The 14,025-nt window shown below is 69.3% G+C and carries 12 protein-coding genes; 8 read left to right on the forward strand and 4 right to left on the reverse strand.

Annotation, left to right across the window (positions count from 1 at the left end; translation table 11 throughout):
* The first annotated feature begins 11 nt into the window (after positions 1–11).
* From EDC64_RS13240 to EDC64_RS13250, 3 genes are read left to right on the forward strand one after another with little or no spacing between them, the layout of a single operon-like run.
* A complete protein-coding gene (locus tag EDC64_RS13240) occupies positions 12–479 on the forward strand; it encodes a (2Fe-2S)-binding protein (RefSeq protein ID WP_132032080.1) in 468 nt (155 codons plus the stop codon).
* The gene (locus tag EDC64_RS13245) at positions 476–2,596 is read left to right on the forward strand and encodes a molybdopterin cofactor-binding domain-containing protein (RefSeq protein ID WP_245504689.1); all 2,121 of its coding nucleotides are present in this window, start codon (positions 476–478) and stop codon (positions 2,594–2,596) included. The genes EDC64_RS13240 and EDC64_RS13245 overlap by 4 nt, the downstream gene beginning before the upstream one ends.
* Complete coding sequence (locus tag EDC64_RS13250) at positions 2,593–3,282, forward strand: substrate-binding domain-containing protein (RefSeq protein WP_132032082.1); 690 nt, start codon at positions 2,593–2,595, stop codon at positions 3,280–3,282. The genes EDC64_RS13245 and EDC64_RS13250 overlap by 4 nt, the downstream gene beginning before the upstream one ends.
* Positions 3,283–3,319: 37 nt before the next feature.
* On the opposite strand, the gene EDC64_RS13255 is transcribed toward EDC64_RS13250, so the two are convergent.
* Positions 3,320–4,288 (reverse strand): Bug family tripartite tricarboxylate transporter substrate binding protein, encoded by a 969-nt coding sequence (locus EDC64_RS13255; protein WP_165933758.1) that lies wholly within the window; start codon positions 4,286–4,288, stop codon positions 3,320–3,322.
* 551 nt (positions 4,289–4,839) lie between these two features.
* Between EDC64_RS13255 and EDC64_RS13260 the strand changes: the two genes are divergently transcribed.
* The 5 genes from EDC64_RS13260 to EDC64_RS13280 are packed head-to-tail and all read left to right on the forward strand — an operon-like array spanning position 4,840 to position 10,736.
* Complete coding sequence (locus tag EDC64_RS13260) at positions 4,840–6,126, forward strand: CaiB/BaiF CoA transferase family protein (RefSeq protein ID WP_165933759.1); 1,287 nt, start codon at positions 4,840–4,842, stop codon at positions 6,124–6,126.
* 33 nt (positions 6,127–6,159) lie between these two features.
* Positions 6,160–7,797, forward strand: a complete 1,638-nt coding sequence (locus EDC64_RS13265; RefSeq protein WP_132032088.1) for a thiamine pyrophosphate-binding protein — start codon at positions 6,160–6,162, stop codon at positions 7,795–7,797.
* Between the two features lie 8 nt (positions 7,798–7,805).
* Positions 7,806–9,017, forward strand: a complete 1,212-nt coding sequence (locus EDC64_RS13270; RefSeq protein WP_132032090.1) for a CaiB/BaiF CoA transferase family protein — start codon at positions 7,806–7,808, stop codon at positions 9,015–9,017.
* An 11-nt stretch (positions 9,018–9,028) separates the two neighbouring features.
* The gene (locus tag EDC64_RS13275; RefSeq protein WP_132032092.1) at positions 9,029–10,171 is read left to right on the forward strand and encodes a CaiB/BaiF CoA transferase family protein; all 1,143 of its coding nucleotides are present in this window, start codon (positions 9,029–9,031) and stop codon (positions 10,169–10,171) included.
* Positions 10,172–10,187: 16 nt separating this feature from the next.
* Positions 10,188–10,736 (forward strand): isochorismatase family protein, encoded by a 549-nt coding sequence (locus EDC64_RS13280; protein WP_132032094.1) that lies wholly within the window; start codon positions 10,188–10,190, stop codon positions 10,734–10,736.
* 53 nt (positions 10,737–10,789) lie between these two features.
* Here EDC64_RS13280 and EDC64_RS13285 read toward each other — a convergent pair whose 3' ends face one another.
* The 3 genes from EDC64_RS13285 to EDC64_RS13295 all read right to left on the reverse strand — a co-directional run bounded on the left by EDC64_RS13285 (position 10,790) and on the right by EDC64_RS13295 (position 14,012).
* Positions 10,790–11,446, reverse strand: a complete 657-nt coding sequence (locus tag EDC64_RS13285; protein ID WP_132032096.1) for an Abi family protein — start codon at positions 11,444–11,446, stop codon at positions 10,790–10,792.
* 480 nt (positions 11,447–11,926) lie between these two features.
* Positions 11,927–12,871 carry a LysR substrate-binding domain-containing protein gene (locus EDC64_RS13290; protein WP_132032098.1) on the reverse strand — a complete coding sequence of 315 codons (945 nt, stop codon included), beginning with the start codon at positions 12,869–12,871 and terminating at the stop codon, positions 11,927–11,929.
* Between the two features lie 139 nt (positions 12,872–13,010).
* Positions 13,011–14,012: a Bug family tripartite tricarboxylate transporter substrate binding protein gene (locus EDC64_RS13295; RefSeq protein ID WP_165933761.1), complete on the reverse strand. Its 1,002-nt coding sequence runs from the start codon at positions 14,010–14,012 to the stop codon at positions 13,011–13,013.
* Positions 14,013–14,025: the final 13 nt, after the last annotated feature.

Raw genomic sequence — 14,025 nt, forward strand, 5'->3', positions numbered from 1 at the left:
CCGAGCGACGAATGCCGACCTACGCCCTGGAGATCAACGGCACGCCCCGGACCGTCACGGCCGAGGCGGACATCCCCCTCCTCTCGATCCTGCGGCAGGATCTCGGACTTTCGGGTCCGCGGTTCGGCTGCGGGGCGGGTGCGTGCGGCGCCTGCCGCGTGCTGGTCGGCACGGAGTCGGTCGCGGCGTGCGACACGCCGCTCTGGGCCGTGGCGGGCAAAGCCGTCACCACGGTCGAGGGATTGGGCAGCGAAGAGGATCCGCACCCGTTGCAGCGCGCCTTCCTGAAACACCAGGCGATGCAGTGCGGCTATTGCGTTTCGGGCATCCTGATCTCCGCCGCGGCTTTGCTGCGGCGCGTCGCACGGCCGAGCGAGGCGGAAATCCGCGCGGCCCTCGACCGCAACCTCTGCCGGTGCGGGGCCCATAACCGCATGGTCCGGGCGATCCTCGCCGCCAGCGCGGAGATGGCGCCGTGACCGACGCGCCCGCCGCCCCGCCTTTGCCAAAGAGCCTCGCGGCCAATCCCCTGCTTTCCCAATGGGTGCGCATCGGGGCCGAGGGCCGCATCGACATCCTGCCCGGCAAGGTCGAGATCGGACAGGGCATCGCCACCGCCTTGCTCAAAATGGCCGCCGAGGCGCTGGAGGTGGACCCGGCCCGCATCCGCATGGTCCGCCCCGCCACTGGCGACAGCCCAGATGAGGGCGTGACGTCCGGCAGCCAGTCCATCCAGGATTGCGGCCGCGCGCTGCGCCATGTCTGCGCCGAAGTGCGCGACCTCTTCCGCGCCGAGGCCGCCCTGCGCCTCGGCGCCGATGCCGGCGCTCTCGGCCTCGAGGACGGCACCTTCGTCGGCCCCGGCAATGCCCGGCTGTCCTATTGGGAACTGGAAGACGCCGTTTCCCTCGAGCGCGCGGCGACGGCGGGGGTCCGCCCCGTCCGGCGCACCGGCCTCGACCTCGCCCGCATCGACCTCGCCGACAAGGTCTTCGGGCGCCCGCGATTCATCCATGACATGCGGCCGGAGGGAATGCTGCACGGGCGCGTCGTCCTTCCGCCGCGCACCGGCAGCAGCCCCCGCCGGGACCAGGACCTTGCCGCCCTCGCCGGCCCCGGCGTGCAACTCGTCGCGGACGGCGCCTTCATCGGCCTGCTCTCCGACGACGAGCGCAGCGTGGACCAGGCGGCCGCGCGCCTGCGCGAAAAGCTCGGATGGGAAGGCGGGACGCCCCTGCCCGACGAGGCCACGCTCGGCGACTGGCTCCGCGCGCAGCCGGTGGCTCCCGTGGTCGAGCAGCGCGGCGGCCCGGCCGAGCCGGCGGTACAAACGCTGGCGCGGTCCTTCTTGAAGCCGTTCATCGCCCACGGCTCCATGGCGCCGTCCTGCGCGCTCGCCCTCTGGTCGCCGGACGAGGCCGAAATCCTCCGCGTCTGGACGCACAGCCAGGGCATCTACAATCTGCGGGCCGACCTGTCGGTGGTCTTCGGTCTGCCGCCCGAGCGCATCCGGGTGGAGCATGTCGAGGGCGCCGGCTGTTACGGCCACAATCCGGCCGACGACGTGGCGCTCGACGCCGCGCTTCTGGCACGGGCGGCACCGGGGCGCGTCGTGCGCGCCCAGATGAGCCGGGACGAGGAACTCGGCGGCGGCCCCTTCGCGCCCGCCATGCGCGTCGATGTGGAGGCGGACCTCGACGCGAGCGGGCGCCTCTGCGGCTGGCGCCACACCATCTGGAGCAATGGCCACAGCATGCGTCCTGGGCGCAGCAAGGCCTCGACCCTGCGTGCGGCGGCCCATGTCTCGGGCGGCGCCCCCTGGCCGATCGCCATCAACATGCCGGCCTCGAACGGCGGCGGCGCCGACCGCAATTCCATGCCGCTCTACGACATTCCGGCGGCGTGCGTGACGAACAACCGGCTCACCGTCATGCCCATCCGCACCTCGGCCATGCGGGCACTCGGGGCCTTCGCCAATGTGTTCGCCATCGAATCCATGATGGACGAAGCCGCTCTGGCCGTGGGCGAGGATGCGGTCGCCTTCCGCCTGCGCCATCTGTCGGACGACCGGGCGCGCGCCGTGATCCTGGAGGCGGCACGCCTCGGCCGCTGGCGCGAGGCGCCGCGCGCGGACGGCGAAGGACAGGGCTTCGCGTTCGCCCGCTACAAGAATACGGGCGCCTATTGCGCCGTGGTGGCGGATGTCGCCTGTACGGACGAGGTGCGCGTGAACCGCCTTCTCGTCGTGGTGGATGTCGGCGAGGTGATCAGCCATGACGGCGTCGTCAACCAGGTCGAGGGCGGCGCCATCCAGGCGACGAGCTGGGCGCTGAAGGAAGCGGTGCATTTTTCCCCCGAAGGCATCCTCTCGCGGAGCTGGGAGGACTATCCCATCCTGCGGTTCAGCGAGGTCCCGGCGGTCGCGGTGCATGTTCTGGACCGCCCCGACGCACCGCCCATGGGCGCCGGAGAAGCCTCGCAGGGGCCCACGGGGGCCGCCATCGCGAATGCGGTGCATGACGCGCTCGGCATGCGGATGACACGCTTCCCGCTCACCCGCGACACCCTCATCGAAGCCATGGAGCTCGGCCAGTGAAGCCTTTGCGGATTCTCAGCGGCGGCGCCGCCGAAGCCCTGGTCGGAAGGACCGCCCCCGCTTTCACGGCGCAGAGCGGGTTCGACGTGACGGGCACCTTCGGCGCGGTCGGCGACATGGCGGCGAAGCTGCGCGGCGGCGAAGCTGCGGACATCATGATCCTGACGCGCGCGCTCATCGCCGACCTTGAGGCGGACGGGCTCCTGGTGGTGGGCAGCGCGGTCGATCTCGGCGCGGTGCCGACCTCCGTCGCCGTGCGCGCGGACGAGGCCGCGCCCGACGTCTCCAGCATGGAGGCGCTGCGCGCGGCGCTGCAGGCCGCGCCCGCTTTGTTCTGTCCGAACATCGAGACCTCGACGGCCGGACGGCATGTCGCCTGCGTCCTCGACGCGCTCGGCATCCGGCGCGAGATGGACGCGCGGCTGCGCGTCTATCCCAACGGCGCCACGGCCATGGCCGCGCTGGCCGCGAGCGGCATTCCCGGCGCCATCGGCACGACCCAGGCGACCGAAATCCTGAACACGCCCGGCATCCGCCTCGTCGCCCATCTGCCGCCGGGTGCCGACCTGCGCACGGTCTATACTGCGGCGGTGACGGCGGGCAGCCCGCACCCCGGCGAGGCCGGCGCGTTCATCGCCGCTTTGGGGGCAAGCCCGAGCCGCCCGGACCTCGGCTTCGAGGTCTGAGGGCGGCGGCATCCGCCGCGTGCGGCGCGGACCTCGCTCAGTCGGCGGCGATGCCGCGCTCGGCGATGACGCTCTGCCAGAGCTTGGAGCTGGCGACGATGGTGGCCTGCAGCTCGGCCGGGCTGCCGGTCATGGGAATGAAGCCGGCGGCCAGGAAGATGCGCTTCACCTCCGGCTGGGCGACCACGTCGCGGATGGCGGCGTTCAGCTTCTGCGTGATGTCCGGCGAAAGGCCCGCAGGACCGACGAGGCCGAACCAGTTCTCCTGCTTGAAGCCCGCGAACATGTCGGAGATCAGCGGCGTTCCCGGCGGAAGCCGGTCCGGCGTCGTAGTGGACATGCCCATCAGCTTCAGCTTCCCGGCGCGGATATAATCCAGCATGGTCGGCGTCGAGGTGGTGAGAAGCACCTGGACCTCGCCATTCATGACGCCGAGCGTGGTCACGGACGAGCCCTTATAGGGCACGGCGCTGAGCTGGATGCCCGCGGTCTGGGCGAGCAGCTCGGTGGAGAGATGGCCGGAGGACCCGGTGCCGGCATGGGCGTAAAGCAACGGCTTCTCCTGCCGCTTGGCATAGGCGACGAAGCCCTCGAGGTCGTCGACCGGAAGATCGCCGTTCACCACCAGGATCATCGGCTGGGTGGCGACGAGGGAGATCGGGGTGAAGCTGGTCATGGCGTCGTAGCCGGCCTGCTTCTGCAGCAGCGGCGCGATCACGCTCGGCCCGTCATTGCTGAACAGCAGCGTGTAGCCGTCCGGTGTAGCCTTCGCGACCTCGCGGGCGGCGATGGCCCCCGCGGCGCCCGCCCGGTTTTCGACGACGACGGGCTGGCCGAGCAACCGGGACAAAGGATCCTGCATGGCGCGCGCCATGACGTCCGTCGTGCCGCCCGGCGGATAGGGCACGAGGACCCGGATCGGCCGCTCCGGATACGGCGCCGCCTGCGCGCCGGAGAGCGCGAACGGGAGCGCGGCGGCAAAAAGCGCCAGGATGAAGCGCACCATGGAAAGCCTCCTTGGATGTGGCGCGCTTATGGGCTGCGCGCCTTGTTCGGCGTCCGGCCTCTTCCCCATCCCGCGCAGCGCTTTGCAATTCGGATGGTCGGAAGATGGAAATACGCGCCCTGCGTGCGCAGTTGGGCCTGAATTCTTGCGGCACCCGCGCGAACAGGACGTATTCGTGCGGACGATGCGTGAAACCCTAAGCAACCGCGCCGGACCCGCCTAAGACGATTTCGCTATCCACGGATAACCAGACGGCATGGCCGGCCTGCCGGCGGGACGGGCGGGAGCGGCCGTGCCGCCCGCGCGCCCGCCGATGCCCCTCCGTTATGCGCACATAACCAAATGGTCTTGGGCCTGTCGGCCGCCGATCCCTACTGTCCATGAACCAACGGCGTCGCGCCGGAGCATCGGCGGCTCAATCCGGCCCCGGAGCAAATAGAGCGCGCGCCGCGCGGCGAAGACGTCGTGGCCCGCCTATGGCCCGGAAGACGGACGTCCCGCGCCGCGCAGCTGGGAAAAATGGGAGGAGGATCAGAGTGGAGGATCGCGACATGTCCCTCGGCGCCGAAGCCCGCGACACCGGCCCGGCGGTCGGAACCGAGGCGCCGGAGCGCGCCCAAGCGACGAAGCGGGCCGCCCTCTCCGGCGTGCGGGTGGTGGACCTGACCCAGTTCGAGGCCGGGCCGGTCTGCACCGAGACCCTGGCCTGGCTGGGCGCCGAGGTGATCAAGGTGGAGGCCCCCGGCCGGGGCGAGCAGGGCCGCAAGGCGACCACCGACGCCGCCGGGCTCGATTCCAACTTCTTCCTGATCCTCAACGCCAACAAGCGCAGCATCACCTGCAACCTGAAGAGCGAAGAGGGCCGCGCGCTGTTCCGGCGGCTCATCGCCGAGGCCGACGTGCTGATCGAGAATTTCGCGCCCGGCGCCATCGAGCGGCTCGGCTTCTCCTATGACGCGGTGAAGGAGATCAATCCCGCGATCATCTATGCCCAGATCAAGGGCTTCGCGCCCGAGGGCCCGTATGCGAATTATCTCGCCTTCGACGCCGTCGCCCAGGCGGCCGGCGGCAGCCTGTCGATCACCGGAGAGGCGGACGGGCGCCCCATCAAGCCGGGCCTCAACGTCGCCGACACCGGCGCGGGCCTGCACTGCGCCATCGGGATCCTGGCCGCGCTCTACCAGCGGCGCGTCACCGGCGAGGGCCAGCGCATCGAAGTGGCGATGCAGGACGCAGTGATCAATTTCGGCCGCATCGCCTTCGCCGCCCAGGCCAATTCCGGCAAGGCCGCGCCCCGCACCGGCAACCAGAGCATCCTCGCCGGCACCTCCCCGAGCGAGGTCTATCCCTGCAAGGGCGGCGGTCCGAACGATTATTGCTACGTCTACACCACCCGCGCCGGCAACCATCATTGGGACCGGCTGCTCGCCGTGATCGGCCGCGAAGACCTGCTCACCGACGCGCGCTTCACGACCCCCAAGAACAGGCAGGCGAATTATCGCGAGGTGGACGCCATCATCGCCGAATGGACCCGGCGGCACGACAAGCGGACGGTCATGACGCTGTTCGGCGAAGCCGGCATCCCGGCGAGCGCGGTGTTCGACACCATGGAGCTGTCGCGCGATCCCCACCTGCGGGCCCGCGGCACCTTCGTCACCGTGGACCATCCCGAGCGCGGCGCCTTCACCATGCCCGGCTTCATGGTGAAAATGTCCGGCTCCCAGGTTCCCGCCACCGCCGCGCCTTTGCTCGGCGCCGACAATGCGGACGTCTATGGCGCGCTGCTCGACCTGTCGCAGGACGAGCTGGACCGCCTGAAGCAGGCGGACGTCATCTGACACCGCGTTCAACGACAGAGATGGCGCACCGTCATGGGCATTCGGGGTTATGAGCTGGTCGGCCGCGCACTCGCGCAGGCCGGGGCCGACACGGCGTTCTTCATCATGGGCGGGCCGATGAACGACGCCCTCAATTGCGCCCGCGACCACGGCGTCCGGCTGATCGACGTGCGCCACGAACAGGCGGCCGCCCTGATGGCGCAGGCCTATGCCCGCATGCGCGGCACGCCCGGGCTCTGCATCGGCGCCTCCGGGCCGGGCACCATCAATCTCACCACCGGCCTCGCCAATGCGCTGGTGGATTGCGCCCCGGTCGTGGCGCTCGGCGGCGCGAGCCCGCTGACGGAGTTCGGCACCGGCTCGTTTCAGGAGATCGACCAGCTCGCCATCATGCGGCCGGTGACCAAATGGGCCGAGCGCGTCCACGAAACCCGCCGCATCCCCGAATTGATCGCCCGCGCCTTCCGCGAAGCCATGGCCGGACGGCCGGGGCCGGTCTATCTCGACCTGCCGGGCGACGTCCTCTACGGCACGGTGGAGGAGGCGGATGTCGTGTGGCCGCGCCCCCTCGACCTCCGCCCGCCGGCCGCGAGCGCCGAGGCGATCGCATCGTGCCTTGCGCTGCTGAAGGCCGCAAAGCGGCCGGTCCTCCTGTCGGGCAGCGGCATCCTCTGGTCGGGCGCCGCCGACCGGCTCGCCCGCTTCGTGGAGGCGACCGGGATCCCGCTCTACACCACGCCCCAGGGCCGCGGCATCACCCGGGAGGATGCACCGGGCAGTTTCCCGCTCGCACGCTCCACCGCCTATCGCGAGGCGGATCTGGTGCTCGTCCTCGGCACCCGCCTCTCTTATGTCTTCAGCCAGGGCAAGGCGCCGCGCTTCTCCCCCGACGCGACGTTCGTGATGATCAACACCGATCCCGAGGCGATCGTGTCCGCGGCGCGCGTCGACCTCGGCATCGTCGGCGACGCGGGACTCGTGGTCGATCAGCTGTCGCAGGCGGTCGCCGGACAGATTTCGCCCGACCGGTTCGCCCCCTGGCGCGACCGCCTCAAGGCCATCGAGGACAAGAAGAAGCCCGCCGCGGAAGCCGAGCTTTCGACCGATGCGGTACCGATCCATCCCTTGCGCCTGTGCCGGGAGATCCGCGACATCATCGACCCGCAGACCATCCTCGTCGTCGACGGGCAGGAAATCCTGAACTATGGCCGGCAGAGCATTCCGAGCCACCTGCCCGGCCATCGGCTGAATTCCGGTCCGTTCGGCACCATGGGCGTCGGTCTTCCGTTCGGCGTCGGCGCCAAGGCGGCACGGCCGGACAAGACGGTGCTGGTGCTCCACGGCGACGGCTCCTTCGGGCTCAACGCGATGGAACTGGACACTGCGGTGCGCCACGGCCTGCCGATCCTGGTCGTCATCAGCCTCAATGGCGGCTGGACCGCCGACCCGGAGCGCACCAAGCCGGGCCGCGACCTCGGCTATACCCGCTTCGACAGGATGGCCGAGGCCCTCGGCTGCCACGGCGAGTTTGTCGAACGGCCGGAGGACATCCGCCCCGCTCTGGAACGCGGGGCGGCCGAGGTGGCGCGGGGGCGGACCGCCGTCGTGAACGTGGTCACCGACTGGCGCGCGCGCGCCGGCACCGTCAGCTTCACCGCCCACAGCACCTGAGGCCCGACATGACCATCCGCGAGGAGGGTGCCCTGTCCGGCATCCGCGTGCTGGACTTCACACATTTCATCGCCGGGCCCTATTGCACCATGCTGCTGGGCGACCTCGGGGCGCAGGTGATCAAGGTCGAATCCCCCGGCGGCGACAGCTTCCGCCAGTTCCGGCCCCATGTGGGCGGCGAAGGCGGACCCTTCCTCGGCTTCAACCGCAACAAAAAGGGCCTCTGCCTGGACCTGCGCCAGGCCGCGGCGCAGGAGGTCGCGCGCGAACTGGTCGCCAAGGCGGACGTGCTGGTGGAGAATTTCTCGACCGGCATCATGGACCGCTACGGCCTCGGTTATGACGCCGTCGCCGAAATCAACCCGCGGCTCGTCTACTGCTCCGCCACCGCCTATGGCCGCACCGGGAGCCTCGCCGCACGCGCGGGCTTCGACCCGGTGGTTCAGGCCGAGACCGGCTTCATGTCCATGAACGGCCAGCCGGAGATCGAACCGACCCGCACCGGCCCCGCCGTGATGGACGTGTCGACCGGCATGATGGCCGCGAACGCGGTGCTCGCCGCTCTCGTCGCCCGCACCCGCACCGGGCGCGGCCAATATGTCGAAGTGGCGCTGTTCGACACCGCGGTGAACATGCTGGGCTTCCACGGCATGAGCTATCTGGTGTCGGGCGTGAATCCGCTGCGCTTCGGCAATATGAGCGCGGACAGCGCGCCCATGGGCATGTTCCACGCCGCCGACGGACCCTTCTATATCGGCTGTGCCAATGACGGCCTGTTCCGCAAGCTGGCGGAAGCCCTCGCCCGGCCCGATCTCCTATGCCACCCCGATTATGCCACGGCCGGCGATCGCGTGCAGAACCGGCACGCTCTGGCGCAGCTCCTCGACGGCCTGTTCGCGGCTTCGACGCGGGAGGATTGGGTCGCCCGCCTCCAATCGGCGGGCGTCCCCGCAGGGGTGCCGAAGACCATCGCGGAGGCCATGCGCTCCCCGGAAATGGCGGCGCGCGGACTGGTCAGCCGCATCCCGCATCCCACCGCCGGCGAGATCCCCAACGTGGCCCCCCCCTTCCGGCTCGCGGGAACGCCGGTGGTCGCCCCGGTCGCCGGTCCCGTCCTGGGCCAGCACACAAGCGAGATCCTGTCCGACGTGCTCGCCTTCGACGCAGGCCGGATCGCCGCGCTCGTCGCGGCCGGCGCGGTCCGGCAGGCCGCCATCTGAAGGAGAGCGTCTTGGGTCCGCTGCACGGCATCAAAATCATCGAGTTCGGCGCCATCGGGCCGGGGCCCTTCTGCGCCATGATGCTGTCCGACATGGGCGCGGAGGTGCTGCGCCTCGACCGCATCGATCCCCCGGAGCTCGGTCTCAAGCGCGAGACCCGCTTCGCCACGCTGAACCGGGGCCGCCGCTCGGTGGCCATGGATCTGAAGGCGGACGGCGCCGCCGCCGCCGTCCTGCGCCTGGTGGCAGGCGCGGACGCCCTGATCGAGGGGTTCCGCCCGGGCGTCATGGAGCGGCTCGGCCTCGGGCCCGAGGCCTGCCTTTCGGCCAATCCGCGACTGGTCTACGGGCGCATCACGGGCTGGGGGCAAGACGGGCCGCTGGCCCAGGCGGCGGGCCACGACATCAATTATCTCGCCATCTCCGGCGCGCTCCACTGCATCGGGCGGGAAGGCCAGCTCCCCGCGCCGCCCCAGAACTTCCTCGCCGACATGGCCGGCGGCGGCATGTATCTGGCCTTCGGCGTCGTCTGCGCGCTGCTCGAGGCGCGGGCCTCCGGCAAGGGGCAGGTGGTGGACGCCGCCATGGTGGACGGCGTCGCCTCCCTCCTCACCAGCGTCCACGGCCTCTATGCCGCCGGGCTGATCGGCGACCGGCGCGGCGAGAACCATTATGACGGCGGCGCGCCCTGGTATGATTCCTACGCGGCTGCCGATGGCGCGCTGCTGGCGGTGGGCGCCATCGAAGGCCGCTTCTACGGCAATCTCCTCAAGCTCCTCGGCCTCGCGGCCGCGGACCTGCCCGATCAGCACGACCGCGCCGGCTGGCCGGTGCTGCGCGCGCGCTTCGCCGCGGCGTTCCGCACCAAGACGCGGGCGGAATGGCTGGCGGCGATGGCGGGGCAGGACGTCTGCGTGGCGCCCGTCCTCACCCTCGCCGAATCCCTGGCCAACCCGCATCTCGCGGCGCGGGGCACCTTCATCGAGGTCGACGGCGTGCGCCAGCCGGCCCCGGCGCCGCGCTTCAGCCGCACCGTCCCCGATCATCCGGCGCCGCCGCCGGAGCCCGGCGCGCACACCGATGCGGCGCTGGCGGACTGGGGCTTTTGTCCCGCCGAGATTTCACGCCTGCGCACGGCGAAGGCCATCGCGTGACCCGGGAGGACGGCCCTTGGCACTGCTCTCGCCGACACAGTCCGTGCTGCTGGTCATCGACATCCAGGAGCGGCTCGCCGCGGTGATCCCCGATGCCGAGGGCCTCGTGGCGCGCACCGGCATCCTGCTCCAGGCCGCGCGGCATCTCGGGGTGCCCGCCCTCGCCTTCGAGCAATATCCGCGCGGCCTGGGGGGCACCCTGCCCGCGGTCTCGCGCCACCTCCCGGACGGCGCGATCATGGAAAAAATGGCCTTCAGCGTCGCGGCCATCCCGGCGGTCCGCACGCGGCTCGCGACCTTGGCCCGCCGCCAGATCGTCATCGCCGGCCTGGAGGCCCATATCTGCGTGCTGCAATCCGCCTTCGGGCTGAAGGCCGCGGGATACGACGTCCATGTCGTCGCCGACGCCGTCGGTGCGCGCCGGCCCCGTGACGTCGACCTCGCCTTCGCCCGCCTGCGCATGGAGGGCATCGGCATCACCAATTGCGAGATGGCGGTCTATGAATGGATGCGCCACGCCGAAACCCCGCACTTCAAGACGATGAGCCGCCTGCTGCGGGGGTAGGAGGTTGAAAACACCTCTTCTCCACCCTGACCGTGTCTCTATCGACCATCCTCTCACTCTTCGACGATGGCCCTGGCCAAGATGATGCCTTCGGCAGGGTAGATGGCCTCGAACCTATCCAGAGGGGCGCTCCAGGCGTGAGCGGGCGGGGAAAGCCACTTCGTCAGGTCCCTGAGCGCCTGGTGATGCCGGCGGAGGTCCCAATGCAGGATGGGCTCGTGATGTGCGATGCGGTTACGCAGCAAACGGATTTGGGTTAGAGGGCGGGAGAAGTCCTTTCTGGCGAGTCCCTTGCCGTCTCGCGTCGCGATCGCGTGCAGCGTGGTACGCCACAGCTGCTCGTAGGCCGGGCTAAACATCGCGGTCCAGAAGCTGAAGCTCAGCGCAGCCACGATGCGACCGGGAGTGGGCTCCTTGCCATTGGCCTCAAGCTCGGCGATAGCGTCGGCCACCTGGGCCGCCTGGTGGGGGACTTGCATCAGGTCCGTCTGCTCGAACCACCGCTCACCGTTCGTCAGCGCCATTGCACTGTGGATTCGGTTGCGCAGGCTGATCTCCAAGGTCTGCAGCGCGATATAAAGAGCCTCGGAGACCTGGGTGTTCAGAGTGTAGAGTTCGAGCGCGCGCTCCCGATCGCCGCCCGCCCAAGTGACGTAACGGCCGAAACGCTCCAGGGAGAGCGCCGCCTCCATGTCGTCGATATGCGCCATGGATCAGGCGGCCGTTGCGGTAGGGTGGGTCTTCATTTATATACACCCATGGACACCCCGGTTTCGCCTCTGCTTCGGCATGCGGCCGGGGTAATTTATTTTCAGCCTCAGCCGCCGCGCTTTTCCGCGGGCGTTTCAACTCGGCGGCGAGCGGCTTTGGTGCGGCGGTGGACCACCATCGGCGTCCAGCCGTCCGCCGGCAGCGTCGTCGGTCCGACTGCTCACCCCAGCCAGCTCGGCAAGGGTCTCCTGCGTCCAGCCATTGGAGGTCCGCAGCAAGCGGACGATCATAGACAGGTCCTCCGTAGAAGGGCTGCGGAACTCGTGGTCGGGGGGCTCGGTCATGGTGCTCATCCTGTGTCACCGCGATCCTAGCCACTTGGCGCCCAGACGACACGACAGCCTCCCGACAACCATCCGACGGCAGTCGCAATCTTGGCGGCAGATGTCGAGATACGTTTCCAACCATTGCACAGTGTCCTAACCCGCCTTCGCCGAGGCCGTGGCGGCGAGCAGCGCGTCGCTGACCACGCGGGGGGTCAGATGCGGGGCGACGGCGCGGACGAAGTCCAGGATGATCGGCCGCAGATAGGAGTTCGTCCGGAGGGAGATGTTGACCACGCTGGAGGGGAAGATGTGGCTCGCGTCGCGCATGCGCAGATCGGCGTCGCGCTTGGGGTCGAAGGTGAGGGACGACAGGATCGCGATGCCGAGGCCGCTTTCCACATAGGCCTTGCAGACGTCCGCATCGACGGCGCTGAGCATGATCTTGGGCTCCAGCCCCGCCTGCGCGAAGGCCTGCATGACGATCCAGTGGCCGCTATAGCGCCGGTCATAGGTGACGATGGGATGGGCGGCGACCGCCGCCAGGGTGAGCGGCTCCACCTCCAGGATCGGATGGCCCGTCTTGGCGATGACCGAGCGCCGGAGCTCGGCGCACGGCAGCGAAATGAGCTGCGGGAAGACGCGGATCGGCTCCGCGCCGATGGCGAGATCCGCCTCGCCCGCCCCCACCAGCTCGCAGGCATAAGCCGGGTCGCCCTGCTTCAGGGTCAGCCGGACATTGGGATGGCGCTCCAGGAAGCGCTCGATGATCGGCGGCAGGAAGTAGCGCGCCTGGGTATGGGTGGTGGCGACGATGAGATTGCCCTTGCCGCCCGAGCCCATGTCCTCCTTCAGCCCCCGCAGCGCATTGACCTCCGCGAGCGCCCGCTGGGCGATGGCGAAGACGTGCTCGCCGCCCTCCGTCAGGCCGGTGAACCGGTTGTTCGCCCGCACGAAGATCGCGAAGCCGAGCTCCGCCTCGAGCAACTGGATCTGCCGGCTGACCCCCGGCTGCGACGTGTTCAAGGCTTCGGCGGCGGCCGACAGATGGTTCGCGTTCTTGACGATCTCGACAACGTAACGCAATTGCTTGAGGTTCATGCGGCGATCCTAGGCCGGAGCGGGCGGCGAAGAAAGCCGAACCTTTTTTGCATGTGCGAACAGAACGAGGCGATCCGAATACGCTCCGTATTACGAAGACTCGCGCCGTAACACGCATGAGCTCTGCCGTGATAGGCGCTTAATAATCGAGTTTCAGCCCCTCGGCCTCGATCACGCCCTTCCACTTCCGGATGTCCGCGTCGACGGCCGCCAGGGTCTGGGCGGGGGGTGCCCAGGCCGGCACCGCGGCCCAGATCCGCAGGTTCCGCTCGGTCGAGGCCAGTCCCAGGAACTCCTTGATGCAGCGATTGATTTCGCCGACGATCTCGGGCGGCATCCGGGCCGGGCCGAACATGCCGTAGAAGGTGTCGACGACATATTTGTCGAGCGCCGGCACCGCCCCCTTCAGAGGCGGCAGGTCGCAATACGGGTTGGGTCCAGCCGAAGTCACGGCGACCCCCTTCACCTTTCCCGCCCGCACGAATTCTATGCCGTTTGAGATGTTGTCGGCGAACATCGGCACGACACCTGTCATGAGGTCGATGACCGCCGGCGCGGACCCGCGATAGGGGATATGGGTTGCCTGGACGCCCAGAAGGTTGAACAACCAGAGCGTGGAAAGATGGGTCATCGACCCTACACCTGCAGAGGCGTAGGTAATGCGCCCGCTATTTTCCTTCGCCCAGGCGATGAAATCCGGGACGGAATTGACCGGTATGGAGTTGTTCAGCATCACGATGTTCGAGCCCGTGATGATGTTGCTGATGGGGGTCAGGTCCGCCGGCTGGTATTTCAGGTTCCGGAACAGGCTGTAGGCGACCGATTGCGGTCCCGTGCTGCCGAGCAGCAAAGTGAGCCCGTCCGGCGCCGCCCGCACCACGTCCAAACTGCCGACGATGCCGCCGGCACCGGTCTTGTTGTCGACCACCACCGTCTGCCCCCATGTCTGCTGGAGATGGGCGGCGACCAGGCGCGCGATGATGTCGGTGATGCCCCCCGCGGAGAACGGCACCACCAGGCGGACGGTACCGGACGGTTTCCAGGCGCCGGCATCGGCCCGCGCGGGGAAGGGACTGCAAATGGCGGCCGCGCCCAGTCCCGAAAGGACCGTGCGACGATCGATGAGCGTGCGTGCGTTCACAGCTGCTCCTCCC

It is taken from the genome of Aquabacter spiritensis (assembly GCF_004346185.1).
Classification (GTDB): domain Bacteria; phylum Pseudomonadota; class Alphaproteobacteria; order Rhizobiales; family Xanthobacteraceae; genus Aquabacter; species Aquabacter spiritensis.